At 35.8% G+C, this 20,394-nt stretch carries 13 protein-coding genes, 1 tRNA gene and 1 pseudogene; 5 read left to right on the top strand and 10 right to left on the bottom strand.

The annotated features are described in order from the left end of the window. Positions 1-196 precede the first annotated feature (196 nt). Both OSH00_RS14150 and aqpZ read left to right on the top strand, forming a co-directional pair. The gene (locus OSH00_RS14150) at positions 197-1,204 is read left to right on the top strand and encodes an AraC family transcriptional regulator (protein WP_266130947.1); all 1,008 of its coding nucleotides are present in this window, start codon (positions 197-199) and stop codon (positions 1,202-1,204) included. A 284-nt stretch (positions 1,205-1,488) separates the two neighbouring features. After that, the gene (gene aqpZ / locus OSH00_RS14145) at positions 1,489-2,181 is read left to right on the top strand and encodes an aquaporin Z (protein WP_266130946.1); all 693 of its coding nucleotides are present in this window, start codon (positions 1,489-1,491) and stop codon (positions 2,179-2,181) included. Positions 2,182-2,269: 88 nt separating this feature from the next. Here the strand turns inward: aqpZ and OSH00_RS14140 are convergent, their stop codons facing one another. Both OSH00_RS14140 and OSH00_RS14135 read right to left on the bottom strand, forming a co-directional pair. After that, positions 2,270-2,515 (bottom strand): hypothetical protein, encoded by a 246-nt coding sequence (locus tag OSH00_RS14140; RefSeq protein ID WP_196076529.1) that lies wholly within the window; start codon positions 2,513-2,515, stop codon positions 2,270-2,272. Between the two features lie 209 nt (positions 2,516-2,724). Next, a complete protein-coding gene (locus OSH00_RS14135; RefSeq protein WP_266130945.1) occupies positions 2,725-3,804 on the bottom strand; it encodes a DNA/RNA non-specific endonuclease in 1,080 nt (359 codons plus the stop codon). A gap of 295 nt (positions 3,805-4,099) precedes the next feature. Here OSH00_RS14135 and OSH00_RS14130 point away from each other — a divergent pair, with 295 nt between their 5' ends. Next, the gene (locus OSH00_RS14130; RefSeq protein ID WP_266130944.1) at positions 4,100-4,453 is read left to right on the top strand and encodes a hypothetical protein; all 354 of its coding nucleotides are present in this window, start codon (positions 4,100-4,102) and stop codon (positions 4,451-4,453) included. Positions 4,454-4,500: 47 nt separating this feature from the next. Here OSH00_RS14130 and OSH00_RS14125 read toward each other — a convergent pair whose 3' ends face one another. Next, a complete protein-coding gene (locus tag OSH00_RS14125) occupies positions 4,501-6,381 on the bottom strand; it encodes a potassium transporter Kup (RefSeq protein ID WP_266130943.1) in 1,881 nt (626 codons plus the stop codon). 120 nt (positions 6,382-6,501) lie between these two features. Between OSH00_RS14125 and OSH00_RS14120 the strand changes: the two genes are divergently transcribed. Continuing rightward, a tRNA-Ser gene (locus OSH00_RS14120) sits at positions 6,502-6,592 on the top strand. Between the two features lie 174 nt (positions 6,593-6,766). Beyond that, positions 6,767-7,072 (top strand): annotated as a pseudogene (locus OSH00_RS14115) (tyrosine-type recombinase/integrase); the annotation flags it as partial. Between the two features lie 108 nt (positions 7,073-7,180). Here the strand turns inward: OSH00_RS14115 and OSH00_RS14110 are convergent. The 7 genes from OSH00_RS14110 to OSH00_RS14080 all read right to left on the bottom strand — a co-directional run bounded on the left by OSH00_RS14110 (position 7,181) and on the right by OSH00_RS14080 (position 20,377). Then, positions 7,181-8,866, bottom strand: a complete 1,686-nt coding sequence (locus OSH00_RS14110; RefSeq protein WP_266130942.1) for a hypothetical protein — start codon at positions 8,864-8,866, stop codon at positions 7,181-7,183. Between the two features lie 50 nt (positions 8,867-8,916). Next, positions 8,917-9,996 (bottom strand): dsDNA nuclease domain-containing protein, encoded by a 1,080-nt coding sequence (locus OSH00_RS14105; protein WP_266130941.1) that lies wholly within the window; start codon positions 9,994-9,996, stop codon positions 8,917-8,919. 134 nt (positions 9,997-10,130) lie between these two features. Further along, complete coding sequence (locus OSH00_RS14100; RefSeq protein ID WP_266130940.1) at positions 10,131-12,932, bottom strand: DEAD/DEAH box helicase; 2,802 nt, start codon at positions 12,930-12,932, stop codon at positions 10,131-10,133. Beyond that, a complete protein-coding gene (locus tag OSH00_RS14095; protein WP_266130939.1) occupies positions 12,929-14,635 on the bottom strand; it encodes a site-specific DNA-methyltransferase in 1,707 nt (568 codons plus the stop codon). Before OSH00_RS14095 ends, OSH00_RS14100 begins: the two co-directional genes overlap by 4 nt. Beyond that, complete coding sequence (locus tag OSH00_RS14090; RefSeq protein ID WP_266130938.1) at positions 14,632-16,449, bottom strand: AIPR family protein; 1,818 nt, start codon at positions 16,447-16,449, stop codon at positions 14,632-14,634. The genes OSH00_RS14095 and OSH00_RS14090 overlap by 4 nt, the downstream gene beginning before the upstream one ends. Further along, a complete protein-coding gene (locus OSH00_RS14085) occupies positions 16,450-19,308 on the bottom strand; it encodes an SNF2-related protein (protein ID WP_266130937.1) in 2,859 nt (952 codons plus the stop codon). A 46-nt stretch (positions 19,309-19,354) separates the two neighbouring features. Continuing rightward, positions 19,355-20,377 (bottom strand): competence protein CoiA family protein, encoded by a 1,023-nt coding sequence (locus tag OSH00_RS14080; RefSeq protein ID WP_266130936.1) that lies wholly within the window; start codon positions 20,375-20,377, stop codon positions 19,355-19,357. Between the last annotated feature and the right edge of the window lie 17 nt (positions 20,378-20,394).

Here is a 20,394-nt window from a genome sequence, read left to right as displayed (position 1 = left end):
TTTTTAATATAAAACGCTGCTGAAAAAAGATATTGACATAGAAAAGGCTTTTCATTGACAAATCACGACATAATCCATAGAGAAAATCTATGTTCAAGCGTATAAAATGCGACTTGTTTGCAGGAATTAAACTCGCTTAAAATAGCGCCAAGTTTGATCTTACATGATGTAAATCATACAACCACAAGATGTGTTAATGATGCTATTAAAGGATTATGCAGGCTCCGTTTATGGAGGACTTGGGCAATTACTCTATACCTTTAGCGAAGCTAAGGGCTTAAACATTTCACCCAAGCTGCAACACATTCAAAATCTTGAACGCTTTGACTATACCGTTTGGCGTGAAATTTTGGATGATATACAGTCACAGGTACACAGCCCTGCTTTGGGTTTGGAAATTGCCAATTTTGTCCAACCCAAACATATCGGCATCATAGCCTATATCGCACAATCCTGTGACAGCCTAGGTGAAGCGCTCACCCGTTATCATGATTTTCATCGCTTAATTTATGATGGCAGTCCACTTAAGATTGAGTATGTGGATGAAAAATACATTTCGATTCGTTGGGAAAATCTTCCTTTTCATCTAACCACGCAAATCACCAATGAAATCGCCATTGCATTGATGGTTCAATTTTTGCGCTTATCAATTTCTTCCAGCGATATTCGACCTCACCAAGTTAATTTTATTCACCCTAAACCTAAAAACAGTAGGGTATATGAAAAATTTTTTGATTGTCCTGTAAACTTTCAACAAGACAAAGTTGAGTTGATCTTTCCGACCAGCGCACTCACGATTCCACTCAAACAAAGTGACCAGACCTTACAAAAGTTGCTTATGCAACAAGCGCAAGCTTTACTGGACAGCCTGCCGAATACCACCCAACTGGATGAGCGCTTGCAACAAAGTATTTTATTGGGACTGCAAAAAAATAATTATCAAATTGAAGAAATTGCCAAACAGCTCAATATGTCTACACGACAATTACAACGTCATTTACAAAGTCAAAATACCACTTATCAGCAACGTGTCCAAGACGTTCGGCAACTACTGGCTTTTCAATATTTGCAAGATCGCTATTTAGGGCTACATGAAATTGCATTGCTTTTGAGCTACTCTGAACAAAGTGCTTTCCAACGTGCTTTTAAGCATTGGACTGGACTTACACCGCAGCAATGGCGACTTCAAAACCCAAATACCTAAACCTCAGCAAGCCTGATTTGAACAGATAAATATCCAGTAAATTTCCCATGTTATTGCCGTATTTAGATCATACTTTGGGCAAATCCAGATAGTTTTTTCCATAATTAAATCAGAACATTAAGTGATATTATTAGCAATTTTTTACCTTTGTGATTCAATTTTCATATTTTTAACCTATGATAATGATGCTGAAAATATAAAGTTGTACCTCATCGAAAGGTTATCAACTATTTTAAAAATAGCGACATAACCCATTCCGTTCAAAAAAATAAATAGGAATCAATATGAATAAATATCTTGCAGAATTTATCGGAACCTTTTGGCTCGTCTTTGGAGGATGTGGTAGTGCGGTGCTTGCTGCGGCTTTTCCAGAGTTGGGTATCGGTTTTGCAGGTGTAGCACTCGCATTCGGTCTTACAGTTCTTACAGGTGCTTATGCACTCGGTCATATCTCAGGTGGGCATTTCAATCCTGCGGTCAGCGTCGGTTTATGGGTGGGTGGTCGTTTTGATGCCAAAGACCTCGTTCCATATATCATTGCTCAAGTCGTCGGCGGTATCCTTGCCGCTTTTATTTTATATTTAATTGTTCAAGGACAAGCAGCATTCGCTGGAACAGGTGGATTTGCAACCAACGGTTATGGAGATTTGTCTCCTGGAAAATATTCTTTGGTTTCAGCACTGATCATTGAAATTGTCTTAACCGCTGTGTTCTTGATTGTCATTTTGGGGGCAACAGATAAACGTGCACCTGCTGGTTTTGCGCCGATTGCCATTGGTTTGGCACTCACCCTGATTCATCTCATCAGCATTCCAGTGACCAATACCTCAGTGAATCCTGCACGCAGTACCGCTGTGGCATTATTTGCGGAAACGGCTGCACTGAGTCAGTTATGGCTGTTCTGGGTTGCACCGATCGTAGGTGCGGTTATTGGTGCAATTATTTATAAAGTAGTGGGCAATGAATCACACCATTAAGTCGTATTGATTCAACAACACGGTTGAATCCTTTAAATTAAAAAACCTGCTGCGGCAGGTTTTTTTTACAGCAGTATTGAGCGTATATTTAAAGAAAAGGGTTTTCTATTTCACCTTCACTTTGACGAACAATCTGCTCTGGCAGATCACTTTGCTTCTCCAAAGTTGCCACAATATCATTCAGATAACTTTGTAAAAGCTTGGCTGCCTTCAAACCTGCCTGATCCTTGGTAATCTGTAAGTTGCCATAGACATTGACACAATCCAGTTGATTTTCTAAGGTCAAATCATGAATTGCATGCGATTCCGTATCATTTTCAAAAGCTTTAAACATTTTAATTTTCTCTATTTTTAACGTTATAACCAAAAACCGACTTGTATACGCCCTTTTTAGCATCATCATTCAACTTCAAAGCACCGCCCTCATCGCCTGAGTCAAGGGAGTAGCCAGCTTAAATATCAATATGCTTTAGGCCGCATCAGTATTTCTTAATGAATAAGACAGTTCCAGTATAGATAGATTCTCTCCTGATCCTGCTTTAATTATTTCAAAATTTGTAAAATATAATGCAACAAAGCTTCCGCCAATTGTTTTACCAAAGCATCTTTGGTTTCTTCATCGACTTTAGGTAATTCAATGGTATTTGCAGTGCTTGAACGACTGGCAGGTTGAAATTGCTTTTGTACTGCTGCGATCTGATCCTGTTGTACGTTTTCCGCACATTGACTTTCTGCATCCCAATGAGAATATTCGATTTCTTTATTGACTTTTACCTGATTGGCATTTAACGGCAATTTATAGGTATTGCGCTTTTGTTCTTCAGTGAGCTGTGGAAATAAGTTGATTCCTAGCTGTTCCTCCAAATAACAGACGCTGACAACTTTGACCTGCAATGAATTATTATTCGGTGCATAGTAAGCACCAATAATGCCATGTTTAGGTAAATAGATGGCCTTATATACGGCAGTAGGGACGATTACTCCACGACCAATCGTTTTAAGCTTTTTGCCACTAAACAATGGTCCAGTCACCACATAAACATCTTTTTTTTGCTTGGTCACAATTGCACGAGTGGCTTCTTCCAGTTCACGCCAAACTTGCTGATTATTTTTAGGCGCTTGCGGCACCATATTCGCCAAAGAAAAGCTATCGAATTGAGAAACTTTTGTCGACATATCGGCATTGGGTGACATATGCCCTCGGTCATAACCAGAGCCACGATAATCAGACAATAGCGCGCGATGCTGGCTGCTGATTCGCTCCTCTTCATGGAAGCTGTCTTCGCGCTTAATCTTTTGGCTTAAACGCTGTGGCGATAAATACTCTGCTGTCCACAGCGGTGTTTTGGAAACACCCGAATACATCACATTAAAGCCATTAAAACACAAGGGATAACTGTTCTTTTTTAAACTGTCTTTCATCAAGATTGGCGGTTGATCTCGATAGAACTGATTTAAACATTCAGCATTCAGTGAACCGCCCTGCGTAAAAGGCAACAATTGCATAATTTTTTCTTGACCAAATGCGATCGCAAAGCTTCCAGTAGCCACAAGACCCAACACCATTTTAACTACTGAATTTTTCAACAAAAACCATCCCAAACAACATGAAGAACAATACATTCAAGTCAAACCCTATTCAGTTTTGACTTGAATCAAACAGCTTAACAAGCTCAGGCAATGAAAGATATTATGTGAATATTCAACTGAATAAAGCTTCTACAGATTTAACTCAATAAAACAATTCTGCTGTTCACAATAGAGATTCTTAAAAAACCAAGAAATTAAATCACTTCCCTGCTCTTGCTTGCATTTATGCTTGAGATTATGTCATGTTGATTCAATATCTTCGACAGCTTTGCGACATAATCTGTCGTATGATTTATATTTATCTATCCTATTTGCGGAATCACAGAGCATGCGAATATTCCGACGATTCAAACTCCACGCCAGATATGGAATGCTGCTGATCTTTACTTTGCTGCATTGCACTGCTTTTGCTGCTTCATCAACATCACATCAGTGTGTTGAAAAGCAGTCCCCAGCCACAATAAAACCTCGTTTAGCGGATAGAAGCCAACATCATCAGCAGCGCTTAAAAACACCAATGCTTCCTCTAGTTAAGCCTGCTCCACATATATTGGAAGTCATTCCAAAAGATCCTAACTCGACTGAGCCACGCCGAATTATCGATATTGCCCCTGTTCCTCGACACAGAAACCCCTCGCAGAATCCATCGTCCGCACCCACTTCAATACAGACAAGAGATTGAAACAAAAAAAGCCAGAATCACTTCCGACTTTTGCGAGGTTGAGCGTTTTAGATCTCGATTTGACTGCCCATTTCCACCACACGGTTCGGTGGGATTTGGTAGAAATCACTGACAGGACTGGTATTACGTTGCATTGAAATAAACAGCTTTTCACGCCATGGCGCCATACCCTCACCCACGGTATGAATTAAACGATCACGTGAAATAAAGAAGCTGATATGCATCATATCGAACTCAACTTCAAGTTGCTTATATGCCAGCTCAAGTGCATTCGGAATATCCGGCTGATCTTTAAAACCATAATAAACAAAGACACGTTGAAAGCGATCATCAAGAACTTCAACACGAATCCGTTCTTGGTCTGGTACATAAGGCACATCACGGGTAATCACCGTCACCATGATATTGCGTTCATGCAGCACTTTATTATGCTTAATATTATGCAACATCGCATGCGGTACGATATTTGGGTTACCTGTTAAGAATATCGCTTGTCCGGGTACAAACTGAGTTTCATCACTCAGACTCACACTCTTAATAAACAGGTCCAGTGGCAAAGCATCTTTTTCCAAACGGTTAAAGACGATTTCACGTCCAGTTTTCCATGTCATCAAAATGGTAAATACGATTGCACCAATCAAAATCGGCACCCAACCACCAGATATAATTTTCAATGAGGTTGAGCCAATAAAAACACTGTCTATCACTAAAAATGGCACCGCAAATAATGCCACTTTCCACTTTGGCCAACGCCAGAAACCATAGGCCAAAATTGCGATTAAAATCGTGTCACACAGCATGGTCATGGTGACTGCCACACCATAAGCATTGGCAAGATTGGCACTGTTTTGGAAAATCACGATCAGCAGCAGGATTGAAACAAATAAAATCCAGTTAATAAACGGCAAGTAAATCTGTCCCTGCTCGACATCAGAGGTGTGATGAACCGTTAAGCGGGGTAAATAGCGCAGTTGGATGGCTTGGTTTGCCATTGAGAATACGCCCGTAATCACCGCTTGCGAGGCAATCACTGCCGCTGCTGTTGCCAAGGCAATCATCGGGTACAAGCCCCACTCAGGCACAAGTAAATAGAATGGGTTTTCAATCGCACTTGGATCACGCAGTAACAGCGCCCCTTGCCCTGCATAATTCAGTAAAAGACATGGCAATACAATAATAAACCAACCTAAACGAATCGGCAGTCGTCCAAAATGCCCCATATCTGCATAAAGTGCTTCACCACCTGTTACGGTGAGAATCACCGCGCCCATGGTTAAGAAAGCAACAAAAGGCTGATGAAAAATAAAGTTTAATGCCCAGTGTGGACTCAGCATACTGAGTACATAAGGTGTTTGGCTAATACTGTGAATCCCGATCAAACCGATGGAGGCAAACCAAGTCAGAGTAATCGGACCAAAGAATTTCCCCATGGTCCCTGTACCGTGTCGTTGCACAAGGAACAATGCGGTGAGAATACCAATCGCCAAGGGCATTAACCATTTGTTAAACATTGGCGTGGCAATACTTAAGCCTTCAATCGCAGAAAGCACTGAAATGGCTGGGGTAATGATCCCGTCACCAAAAAACAGTGATGCCCCGATAAAACCTAAAGCAATCAGAAAGATTTTTCGGTTTTCTGGAATTCGGTTGGAACGTAAGTTGAGTGCCAGCAAAGACATGATCCCGCCTTCACCATTGTTGTCTGCCCGCATGATGACGGTGACATATTTAAAGCTGATGGTGAGCATCATGCACCAGAAGATCAGCGATAGTATCCCCAGCACTGTTGCTTCAGTGATGGCGATGTGTGCGGTGAGAAAACATTGGCGCAGGGCGTACAAGGGACTGGTTCCGATGTCTCCAAATACCACCCCTAGTGCTGCGAGTGTGATCGCAGGTAACGCGGCTTTTTTTGCAGTACTTTGCATAGATTCGTCTTCAAAAATTAGACACTATTTTTGCGCAATCATATCACTGTGAAATTTTTTTTGCTCTAACTCAATTGTTGCTTGGCAGAATTCTTTTTTTTGGTTATCATCCTTCGCCTTGGTGAAGTGTCCGAGTGGCTGAAGGAGCACGCCTGGAAAGTGTGTATACGTTAATAGCGTATCGAGGGTTCGAATCCCTCTTTCACCGCCAAATTTATTCCAACCTCATCCATTGGAAGCTAAAAAGCCTAAACTGTCGTGGTTTAGGCTTTTTTGTTGTCTGACTCTATCAAGTCTACAAATCAAGTGATTCTGTTAACTTTTATTCAAACAACTAAATTTAGATCAACAGAATAGTTTGAAATCAATTAAACAAAATTACGACCCCCTTACAGGCAATAAGCAATACGTTTTTTATAGTCACAGTACAGCTAAACCAATCAGTAGTAATGCCCTTTTATGCGCAATTCGGACGATGGGTTATAACGGCAAAATGAAAGGGCATGGATTTCGTGGACTTGCATCCACGACTTTGCATGAGCAAGGCTATATGCACGATGCGATTGAAATTCAATTAGCTCATAGAGTTGGTAATGCAGTTTCTCAAGCCTATAACCATGCCCAACATTCAGACTACCGAGTAAAGATGATGCAGGAATGGTCTGATTTTATTGATGGGTTGAGGAGATAAAATTATCTTGTTAAAGAAAAGACTATTTTACAAATACTTCTCGCAGCATTCTTTACTAGAAACAAAATATTAGACATTATTATACCCGTCTATATCATGCTAATTTCTTTAGAGATCCGTATTTTCCAAATAAATGATAGTCTCGTGATTATTAATTAAATTACTAGCCATATCAAACTCATGACTTACTAATAAGTTTTCTTCAATAAAAATTTCTTCAAATCGATCACGAATTTCACTAATAGGTTGGGTTTTTACTGCCGCAACAATAAATTGAACTTCTTCTGGAATTTTAGCAAAAGCAGCTAATACTAGATTGTAATTGTAATCATTAATATCTTGTTGACGAGGTGAATCAATAACGAAAGGCGGTATAGATGATTCTGCATAAGTACACATTGCATGTAATAATGTCAAACGAACAGCTAACATTAACTTAACGCCATTTGCTCCGCCACTTGTATGGTTAAGAATTTGTGTGAAGTTTTTCTTTTTTACAATCGTTATCTCGAGTTCTTTAGATAAATTTTCAAAATAATCTATAAATTCATTTTCCAAAGCTTTTTGATTTTCCTTTTGAATTAACAATTTTTCATTCTGAAACTCTGAGATCAGGGTTTGCTTTTCTTCAACTAAAACTTCATTTTTTTGGAGACTCTCTTGAATATCTGGAATCATTACTTTTTGCAATGCCGAATAATTTAAATACTCTTTAATGTCATTACGGTCTAAAAGTTCAGTTATTTTATCTTCTTCAAACTGAATAAGCCTTGATAACCTATTTACATCTTGTCTATTCCTATTCTTTTCTTTCGTTAAATATTCAACTCGTTCCAACAATAAATCAGCGTCTTTCAAAATTGAAAATTTATTAACAATATCATTTTCATGAATCACACCACATGTTGGACAAGTAACTTCAATTGGATCAACATTACGAACGCTATACTCATAATCCTGTTCTAATTCACCAAGTGCAACATTAACCAATTGAATTTCATTGTTTAATGAAGATATATTTGAAGCTTTCATTAGATATTCATTTCTCAGCTCTAATATATTTTCTTCATACCCTTCTAATTCAATAGACTTATGTATTACTTTATCTGAATACTTTTCACTTTTAAAGCTTCTCAAGTAATTAAAATTATAAGTATCCCTTTCTATAATTCTCTCTAACTCTTTCTTTTCTTGCAATATTTCATTTTCTTTATTTTTCTTTTCATAATAATTTTGATCCAAAACACCACAAATATATTTTATTAACTCAGTCCGGTTATTTTTATTAAAAGCATTCATATTTTTAAAGCATAACCAGAAATCTGCCCAACCTGTCATTTGCTCAATATAAGTTGTGGCAAAATAATAACTTGGTGGCACTTGAGAAAGTTTACTTGCATTGGCATATTTCAATAAGACATTGAAATTTAAAATTTCATTCAACTTTTTAATGAAATCGCTTCCAACCTTTTTAGATTGAATTGAATATTTAAAAGCCTCATTCGTATTAATACAAGCAATAGAAATATATTCATTATTTCTATAAATATCATAATTTTTTTCTGCTACTGAAAAAGAAATAAGTGTTTCTAAATCATCACACCAAGTCTCCTCAAACTTCACTTCACAACCAAGCCCCCAAAATAGGCTATTGATAAGAGTTGATTTTCCTTTAGTATTATCTTCTGAATCAATTAGTGTTCTGGGATAAAGTTTTAAAACTTTCCCGCCACGCTCTTTGAGAGATCTCAGGACGATTCTCTGAAATTGGAAATAACTCTTTGTAGTTTTCATGACGTAAATTCCTAATTAAAAGCTTAAAATTTCTTTTGGGATTCTTATTTTTAAAATTGTTCATAAAGCATTCCAAAAACCTCATAAATAGCTACAGCTCGAAATTTATTATATTCTTTTAAAGAAAGATATTTATTTACTTTTTTATCCAGTAAATCTATAGATTTCCAATATGTTGTTTTATCATCAATATCTAGAGGTAGTACAAGCTCATCAAGAAACTGGTCCAACTCGGTTTGTACAGCAGCTGGTTTCAAACATAATTTAAACAAATAATAATCACGTATTTTTTTTAATATTCTTGCTATTTTCATAGTATCTTCACCCTCCTCTATAAGCTGAGACTCAATTATTTTTTTAAGTTCAGGCTCAATATCCCTATCTGTATTTTTTAAAATATCTTCTGAAATTTTTTTACTCTCTAATCCTCTATGTTTAACACAGTCTTCCCAGTATTCATACCGTTGTTTATGTTTAGATTTTGGTCGAAGATCATCTTTTAATAGACGATAAATGCTATTCGGTCTTGAACTCACATCACCATAATTATTTTCAATAAAATCATAAATTTTATGCTTGATATGTGAATCTGAGTTATCTAACTTTAATCCTGTTTTACGAAAAATTATCATATCCTCATATTGAGAATTAATATAAAAATTCAGCTCACTTGAAATTGCATTTGCAATAATTTTTTTATCATGCTCTTGTAACTGGCTAAATCTATAGTCTTTGTCAGTTTCTTGAATTTTATCGCTAAAGTTAATATCTTCCAAGCAAAGCAAGCATAACTTATCCACATAATTTTCAAAAATTTTATCTTTTACCCCTATAATCATTTTTCCTAAAATCGAATTAGTTTGGCCAACATTAGTAATACTTTTTGGGGTATATGACTTATATGTAGTTTTAATTTGAAAGAGCTCAAACTTGATAGAAGGGTTAAAAACACAGCTATTAGCGAATAAAACATCTTCATGAAATTCGACAAATACTACAAATTCTTGATTTTGACTTAATTTATCTAAAGCATGATAAATTGCCCAATCAATTTGGTACTCAAACCGTAATGAAGTATCTAGTCCTTTATTTTCACGCTCATCATCATTAAGGATATTCAAATTTTTCATATTAATAAATTTAAATGAATTATTGGTTTATGGAAAGTTAAAAGCATAAACTTTTAAATGTACTTCTAATCTTATCTCATAAATTTAAGAAGAATTAAACCATGCTTAAGAGAAAACCTCTTAAGCATTTCAATTTATACATTTACTTTAAAACGCAAATAGTCATCCAATCTTTTGTTTTCAGTAACTTGATTATGTGGAATCAATAAATAATGCCAGGGTTTAGTCGACACTGTCGAGGCATTTTTGCACCACTCACTTCCAGCTTGAGCCTTGATAATCACTTCTTCCGAAGTCATTTCATTTTCTGCTTTTGTTTCAGCAAGTAAATAATACTTTTCTGTCTCAACTACAAAGTCTGGAATATATTCAGGCTGTACTCCTTGAAAATTATAATAAATTTGGAATTGTCCTTTAGCAGGCTTAAACCATTTATTACTATCTCTTTCCAAAATAATTGCAAAACGTCTTTCTGTATCTGAATCAAATTTTTGAAAGACCATAAGACATTTTGCAAAACCCGTAAAAAGTAACTTTTTAATCGATATTCCTTTAGAAGGTGTCATGCGAATAGACTGAGGTGGAATTTCCTTTACTGCCGTAAAACTTGGCTGTTTTAGCTCAACAAAACTGCGGTTAATTACAACATTATAGTTTGATGCATTTTCCCAATGATGCTCTTGCATTTGACCATGAATATTATTGGCGATCGTTTGATAATTCTGTTCAACAACCTGTATTACCTCATCATCAGTTAAGTAGGTTTTAAAATAATCTACCATTTGATTCGACAAGTCATACAACAAGTCCGCTTGAGTAAAGTAATCAATATCATCAAAATCAATCAGTGCATACACGATACGATCCTGAGGACTCTTTTCATTTAAGGCTTCTTCTGCTTTTATACTGAAGACTTGATTATTACTTAAGTTTTGGCCAATCAATTCACGATCTTGTGGCTGCAAATGCAACCCTTGAACCTCAAGATTGAATAAACTGAACCCTGTAGTTACATCATCAGAAGGAGTTACCGAGATACGTGGAATATCAATCGTATTCTGAATATGTACTTCAGTAACCTGCTGAACAATTTTTAGCACTTCTTCCTCGGATGGAAGTTTTTTGTTACTTTGCTCTTCACCGAAATCTAACTCCTGCACTATATCCGAAACATTATCTTGTATCGCCTTAAGTACATTTACCGTCATTTGAGCTTGAACTTCTTGACGAGTTAAATCTTCACTATGTTTTACTGTTTCAGTATTTTTAGCCTGCGCTTGAATCTCTTTCTTTACTTGCTGAATGGCCTGAATTACATTTGGATCAGTTAAATCCAAATCAACTTTAAGCTTTGTCTCATTTGTCTTTTCATCCTTCAGCTCAACCTGATCTTGAATAGTGACGGTTTCTTGAGTATCCGTTTGCTGACTGTGCCCAGTACCTAACAGCACATCTAAACGAGATGTACTTGTTACACTGATGACTTCTTGCTCTTCATTCTCAGGTTCAAGAATATAAGTCTTTAACTTAAGAATAGAATCTTCTCGATTCGCCTCATCTACAATATCCTGGAATCGATCATGTGCCACAATATTTAGGCGATCCACTTCTTCCACACCTGTACGCTTTCCATAAGGCAAACGCAAACCACGACCAATAGACTGTTCTACCAAAGTACGAGCATTTGCAGCACGTAAAGGGATGATCGTATAAAGGTTGGTTACGTCCCAACCTTCTTTTAGCATGTTGACATGAATAACGATTTCTGTAGGTTCATTTGGATCTTCGACTGACAGTAATCTTTGAGTGATTTCTTCTTCTTTCGTACTACTATCAACCTGAATTACTTTATCTTTGTATTGACCTTTAAAGAATTCATCAGATTCAATACGCTCTTTTAATTGAGCCGCATGTGTCGTGTCACGTGCAATAATGAGAACAAATGGTTTAACTTTTGGCTGACCTGTATTTTGGGCATAGTTAATTAAATGAACCTTGGTCATTTCATGTAAGCGAATACCATCTTTAAGCTTAATTTCTTCTAATTGTTCAGTACTGAATCCTTTGGGATTAAAGTCTCGCTGGGTCACCACAGCAGGCTCTTTCACAAAGCCATCTTCCATTGCTCTTGCTAATGGATAATCCATCACCACATTTTTAAATGCAACTGAACCTTTAGCCGTTTCCACAAATGGTGTTGCTGTTACTTCCAATCCCATCAATGGATTAAGCTCATTAATCGCTTTAATTCCTGCACTTGCACGGTAACGATGCGACTCATCCATTAAAAGCACTAAGTCATCTAACCCAGCTAAATGATTAAAATAGCTTTCCCCTAATACTTCACGCATACGTTTAATACGAGGTTCTTTACCGCCACGAACTTCGCTATTAATTTTTGAAATATTAAATACATTTATGCGTATTTGACCTAATAAACTGGCTGTTGCAGTATCACGACTATCGTAGTTATCACCAGTGATAATCATTGGTGACTGAAAGTTAAATTGAGCTAAATTTGCAAAAACATACTTAGGTGTATTTGGGGTAAAGTCGGTAATTAACTTTTCATAAATGGTTAAGTTTGGTGCTAAAACAAAAAAATTATTAATCCCATAAGCCAAATGCAAATAAGCAACAAAAGCACCCATCAGGCGTGTTTTACCCACACCTGTCGCTAAGCTAAAGCAAATACTTGGAAAATCTCTTTCAAAGTTAGCTAATGTTGGAAATACTGTTTGTAACTTTGCTAGTGTTTGCTCATTAACTTCAGTATCTCGTCCCTGCTTTGTCAATAGTTCTTTGGCATTTTGAATAGCTAGATCAAGTTTATCTAAGCTTTCTGCTTGAGGTGCACGCAAAGATAGGCGTGCTTTCAAATCTTTAACAACTTGGGCAACAGGATTTCGTTGTGAATGTTGATTTGATGCTGTCATGTTTGATCCCCAAATAAGTCACCCGTTACTTGACTTTGTTCTTGCGTATTTTTAACTTTTTTTGCTTTTGGCTTATCTTCAATATCAGGTTCTGACATTGGCAAATTTTGAACATTCAAACTGTAATCATCATGTCCCCATTCACATGCCTTAATGATACTGTTTGGAATTTTCTTTAAAGTCAGATTGGTAAAACGATCGATATTATTTGAACGCCATGCACTTGCAATAATCAGCAAAGTACGTCCTTCACCTACTTCTTCAGAAATCGCTTGTAACTGTTGATCAGTCAAAGTCTGTGTCGTGACATAAATAAAATCAGTTTCACTGCCTTTACCATGATTCCAGTACTCAGTTTCTGATGGCATATAGGTATAGCCTTCTAGCTTACACATGGCTTCAACTAACATTTCCTGATTATATTCAGGATTAATGACCCAATTATCCCATTGATCTTTTTTCATCAGACTTGGCGCGAGTTTGTAATAACGGAAACCACCACCACCTTGCCAACCTATTGACTCAGTTACTCCACCTTTATCTTCACCATCAATGACTTTTTTCAGACGAGGAATTATATAAGTATGACAATGCTCACCAAGCTCAACCATAATCCAACGACGCCCCATTTTATGGGCAACAGCACCTGTGGTACCTGAGCCAGCAAAGGAATCTAAAACTAAATCACCTTTATTAGTAGCTAAAGATAAAATACGTTCCATCAGTTTTTCTGGTTTTGGGGTCGGGAATGATTCTTTAGCAATATTTAATATCTTTTGCTCTTCATTTGCTGTTTTATTACTACCTGCCTCATGATGGTCCCAGAATGTTGAAGCTATTTTCTTTCCTCCAGACTCATTTAGAAATACTTTCTTCATTGGAACAGCATTACCATCTTTACCCCACCAAATGCGGTTATCTGCTAGCAATTCTTCAAATCCATTTTTAGATATCCAGCATCTTCCTTTGCTAGGTAGATGTACTTTTCCAGTGGGAGATATTATTTCGTAAATACCAGTTGATATCCCTGTTTTGGCATAAGCAGCTCCCCGAGCGCCACCTAATAGACTAACGGTTAATGGTGCTGTTCTCCATCTTCCACGACTATCATTATCAGGATTTTTGTATACTTTTAACGCATCTTCATCCATGCTTAATAAATTAAAATCAGACATAGCATCTGACTTTTTAAATACTAAAATGTGATCATGAGCCTGTGAAATGCCATATTTTGAATTAGTTTTAACAGAATGAAATTTTTGCCAAACAATATTAGCTACAAAATTTGATCTACCAAAAACTTCATCACCTAAAACCTTTAAATAATGAGCCTCATTATCATCAATAGTAATCCAAAGACTCCCATCATCTGTTAATAAGTTACGTAAAATCTCTAAACGATCACGCATCAAGCCGAGCCATATTGAATGCTCTAATCCATCATCATAATAAGAAAAAGCACTACCTGTATTATAAGGTGGATCAATAAAGACACATTTTATTTTACCAGTATACTCACGCTCTAAAGCTTTAAGTGCAAGTAAATTATCACCTTTAATTACTTTGTTATCAAAAATATCATTTTCTGAAAATTTATTCGTTGCATGATAAGATTTTTTTGAATCTTCCAGTAAAATTCGTGGCTCTAGGCGTGGTCGCTTGTCTTTACCAATCCAAGTCAGTTCAAGTTTTGTTTTGGTCATGGGCTAGCAGTTCCTAAAGTCAATTGTGGAGCGTTATCTGTCAGGTAGTTTACCAAATTTGCCCTTGGATAACTTTCATTTGGATTAGAAGTAGCCAACATTCCCAAAACATTCGGATCAGATGCCTTACCAAAATGCTCAATCATGACATCTACAAGTACATTTAGAACAGATGAACTATTTTTATAAAACTTTAGAGGTGTATCATTAGCAAGATTAGCTTGTGACTTAGTCAATATAGAGAATCTAAGTTTATCTAACTCCACACTAACACTCGACGGAATGTTTGTTATTAAAACGAGTTTTTGCTTATTAAGCTCTTGTTTCAAAAAACGTTTTGAAAAAATAAAAAATGCTACAAAAAATGAATGTTTATATATCTGCTTCTCTTGTCCATTTGACAAATTTATATAGCCATTCCAAATTTGTTGAAAATATCTGTATAACAAAACTGAATTGACTAATTTCAAACCACTTAGAGTATTTGAAAAAATATGTTGATACTCCTGTGAGTCTAAATCGAGCATTAAGGTTGCATTGTTTTTAAGCTGGATTGGATATGTTGTATTTTTTTCTAACATTGCCAAAGATCGCATAGCTTCATCAACTGTAAGCCCCATTGATGTACTAGACAATTCTGTAGACCGATAAAAATAATCATACCCCCAATACTTAATTTCTTGCCTTAATCTTTCTTGATGCCCATCTAACGCTACGAAATCTGTTAAATCTACTGGATTTTGATTGTTACGATTTTGAGTAATTTTTTTACCAATATCTTGCATCGAATCTGCTTGAATTACAGTAACTAAAACTTTTGCATCATCAGAAATTTGATCTCCATTTTCTTTATAAAAATCATAAGCTGATGTAATTGTTTGAGCACCATTAACAACTGATATATTTAAAATTTTATATTTTCGATTTTTTTCACTTCCACCAAAAGTACCTGCACTTGTAAAATCAGAACATAAAATTGTTATTCCATTGTTATAAAAAAAGAAATTATCTGCTTCATAATTCAAAGTTTTTTTAATTGCTTTATTAGGATTTGTATTCCCGCCAATAAAATAACGAATATTCTGTTGATACAAAGCTAGCTGATAATTTTCATGTAATTTGACTAAATCTTTTAATTTAACTTGCCCATACAGTGTCTTCCTTGGTGATAAAACTCTTGCAAAATTATAAATATCAATTTTTTCAGAAACTATTTGATAAGACTGTTGCTTAATCAAAAAATTTTCAACTTCAGAAGGATTAAAATATAAAACATTAGCCTCTAGACGATCTTCATTCTCCGATTCACTTTCAATAAAACGCTTCAAACAATCTTGAGCATGTGTAGAAACTTGTTGGCCTGTATAGCAAACAACCAATATGATTTTTTCAGCATCATGAAGTGCACTTTGAATTTCTGATTGGCGATTCAAAACATTTTGATTAAATGAGCCAAATTGAGAATTTAATAATTGCCTCAAGCCATCAACGAAAGCTTGTGCTTCTGTTTGCTTAAACTCTTCAGAAGCCTTTAATTTACTTTGAACTAAATACAAAACTTTTGAGGTTGGTTCAAAATAAATCGCATCAATGCCATTATCGTTAAAGTCATCGATAACTGCTCTGGCACTTTCCACAACAGAAGCATTACATAGTGCTCGCAAAGTAAAAGCACCAAATGCTCTTGCTATATTTTTTTCATTTTGTTCCTCAATCGGTCGACTTTGATCTAGTAAAGGTGGTAAGTGATGGAGATAATGATCGCTCAGCTCTTTTTTTAAAATTGTTAATAAATCTGCTCTCAAAGCTGGCATTTAAATAATTTCCCATTCAATTTCAAATAATTTCTTCACTTGAACTTGCTGTTCAAGCTGCCCCTCTAATTGACCAATCAACTCATTACGTTGCATATCAATTTCATCTTGTCGATCAAATAACTCGCGACGTAACTTTGTACGTTTCATCTCTAATTCACGCTGAGTCTTTTGCCAATTCAGCTTATCATGTAATGAAGCTGCAATCGTCGCTGACTTTCTTGCTTCTTTAATCGCTTTATCAATTTCCTTAATCTCAACCTCAAGACCATTTTTTAAATCATCTGCCCAGCCATCAAGCTTGATAATTTCCTGATCAAAAAATCCAAGGTTCCGAACATTTACTTCCTCAAGAATCCTGTTCTTACGATTTTCTTGCTCTAAATATATCTTCTCAGGCAATGTAATGTGAGCAATATCAACTTGAGATTTCATTGGTAATTTTAAGAGTTTCTCAGGATCATCATCCGCCAAGAGTTCTCCTGAATTAGTCATCGCACTCAAAACAATGTGTTGCTCAAGACGACCAAGACTAGAAACTTCTAATAACTCAGCAATTAAAAAACCTGAATTACCGATGAAGGGCTTTAAACTCGATACTTGCAAACCATATGCATCATAATCAAATACCAATTTTGCAGGCTTTAGCATTTGTGCCTTAAATCGATCTAATAAAGATTGAACAAAAGGATGATTTAAACGTATGACATGTTCATGTGTATTCGTTTTTGCTAGATCATAACGTCCTGCATTAAATAATATTCCATCTATAGTGATTGCATCATCCAACTGAAATCCATTTGCATCAAACATTACATTTGCATCATGTTGGCTAAACTCATCATTGAGCAATGCTAGTAAATATTGCTCATAAGTCTGTCGAATTTGAACAGCATCTGATTTGATACGATATAGGACATTTTCATCAAAATGATTCATCAGTAAATTACGAGTATTCAGCATCGCTTCATTAATTTCAGCCGAAAGCTCATTCTGTAAACTTTCAAAACTTTGCGCTATTTCTTCAGGATCACGACATTCTTGGTAAATTTCTGCAATTCTTTTTTCAAAGTCCACACCTGAACCTATCGTTCCTAGAATTTCATCACTTGCACCAAAAACTCCATCAAAGAGTTGAAACTTTTCAGAGAGTAAATCATAAACACGAGAGTCGGCTTCATTACTACGATCAACAAAATTTACAACGACAACATCATGCTTTTGCCCATAACGATGACAACGTCCAATACGTTGCTCAATACGCTGTGGATTCCATGGCAAATCATAGTTTATGATCAAAGAACAAAATTGTAAGTTAATCCCTTCCGCACCAGCTTCCGTCGCAATCATGACAGAACCTTTTTCTCTGAAGTAATCTACTAATGCAGCACGTGTATCTGCTGACTTCGCACCTGTGACGCGATCTGTTCCTTTATATCGTTCAATCCATTCTTTATAAATTTTCTTCGCTTTATCATCATTATTGGTGCCATTAAATAAAACTAAACCTTCCAAATAAGATGTACTTTTCAGCAATTCAGTTAGATATTCTTGAGTCCGTTTCGATTCAGTAAAAATAATGGCTTTTCTTTCAGCACCTAACTCTTGCAAAGCCTCAAATGCTGTTTCTAATGCTGTAAGTAAAGCTTGCCCTTTGGACTGCTGTTTAATGTTTATAGCTAAAGATTGAAATTCTTTAAGCTCAGCAATTTCCAACTCAATGGCTTGCTTTTCTTGAGCTGATAAAACTTCATCTTCTTCAAGAAGCTCTTCATAGTCATCTCCAGACTCTGTCAAAGCTTCATAATCATCATCCAGCTCATCCAAAATATTCGAATCTTGATCAATCAATTTTTTTTCTAAACGAGCTGTCATTGTTGCCAACGCACCAGCAATTGCTTGAGTTGATGAAGCGAGTAACTTCCACAACACAAGAGAAATCAACTGTCTTTGTCCAACTGGTAATGCTTGCAAATTAGGGCGACGCAAATAACCAGCAACTAATTCTCTTAATTGTTGTTCTTCCTTAGATGGCGTAAAGTCCTGAACAATTGCACGTCGTGCTGTATACGAAACAAAAGGCTGTACCTGTTGTCTTAAAGTTCGTTTGCATACCATTGATAATCTTGCTCGAAGCTGAGGGAGTGTGACTTCCTTATCACCTGTAATAAATTGACTTTTAAAGCTTTCCAAATCGCCAAAGACTCGCTCATCCAAAATACTCACCAAGCCATAGAGTTCTAATAAAGAATTTTGTAATGGGGTTGCGGTTAATAGTACTTTGTTGTGAACATGCTCTAGAGATTGCTTAATCACATTTGCTGTTATATTTTGTTTTTTATAAACATTTCTTAATCGATGTGCTTCATCTATTACAACCAAATCCCAAGCAATATTTTTTATGTCATTTGCTTTGGATTTCGCAAATTGATACGAACAGATAATAATGTCATCTTGAATAAATGGCTTCGTATAACCTTCTTTCTTGAATTGGTTATAAACTTTTGCTTCGAAAATAAAAGCCTTTAAGCCAAATTTATCATAAAGCTCCTGATACCACTGCTTTCTAAGATTCGCTGGTGTAATGATTAAAATACTTTTTTTCCTCTCCGCCCAAGTTTGAGCAATCACTAAACCTGCTTCTATCGTTTTACCTAACCCCACCTCATCTGCAAGTAATACTCCCTGAGATAATGGATTTTTAAAAGCAAATAAAGCAGCATCCACTTGATGCGGATTCAAATCAACTTGTGAATCAATCAATGTAGACGCTAAAGAGTCAATTGAGTTATCAGCAGATTTTTTCGTTAGTAACCATGATAAATATTGTTTTTGTTGATTAGAAAGCTTGGATAACATAACCGTATTGTTTTGGAATTAAGAAATAATAAATATTTTAGCATTTTTAAAACAGTTTTTCAGGTTTGTACCAATCACATTCAGCCGCCTGATTGGACCCACACTTAAACCTTTTGGCTTTGCAAAAAATAGGCTGATTATTTGCGTAATCCCAATTATTCCCACTATATTTGCATAAAAAACAATTCTTAATAGGTACTTTGTTCTGAGCTGCCAACTTTAGCTGGTCTAAAAATATATCGCCGTGAGCATAGCCCATATATACGGTAGAGTTCACAAACTCTAAATCTGTTTCAATAATATTACTATAGATAATTTTATCCTTGTACTTAACAAGCTTTGCTTCAATATCTGACAAATAAGCGAGCTCTAAAAAGGACTTACCTGAATCCCAAACATAGAAGCCAAAAAATTGCTTGCGTAAACATTTACACTCAGCATCAGTAACTGAGGTACCACCCTGATTAAAACCTAAAAACAAGGCACCATGAGGCTCTAAATTTGCTTGATATATTTGATCTATATCTTCTTCAGAATCAATTCTTATTTCTATAATACGTTTTCCTGAGCTTTGTTTTTTCTCACTCAAAAAGTGCGTTACGGCAATTTCAATATAAATATTGTCTTCTGGAAAATTTGCTCTAGAAAGTAACAAATCTGGAATAAAATTTTCTTCTTTCCTCTCAACTTCAATAATTGAGAAATATTCGGTCAGATCAAACTTCTTTTCAATAAATCCAAGATTACAATTCTTACGAATATTTCTTCTGAATTTATTGCATTTCTTAGAAACATGAAAGGTAATATAAAAAGGTTCATTTTCTTCTAAGCATTTTTGATATACCTCAAAAAAAACCTGTTTACCCAAACGATGCAAATATGTTTCACCATTGCACTCTTGAATACTTTTATGTGCAAAATGCGGTTGTTTTACTTTTCCATTCACTTTAGCTATTAAAATATTATTACAGCCTAAACATGTAAAATCTGACTGTAGCTCCTTATTAACTAGATCAATAGCTCTAACTACTTGCCCTAATCGATCTTTAGCATATTGATAACGTGCCATAAACTTACCTTTTATAT

It is taken from the genome of Acinetobacter nematophilus (genome assembly GCF_026344175.1).
Lineage (GTDB): Bacteria > Pseudomonadota > Gammaproteobacteria > Pseudomonadales > Moraxellaceae > Acinetobacter > Acinetobacter nematophilus.
This window is presented reverse-complemented; position numbering and strand designations above follow the sequence as displayed.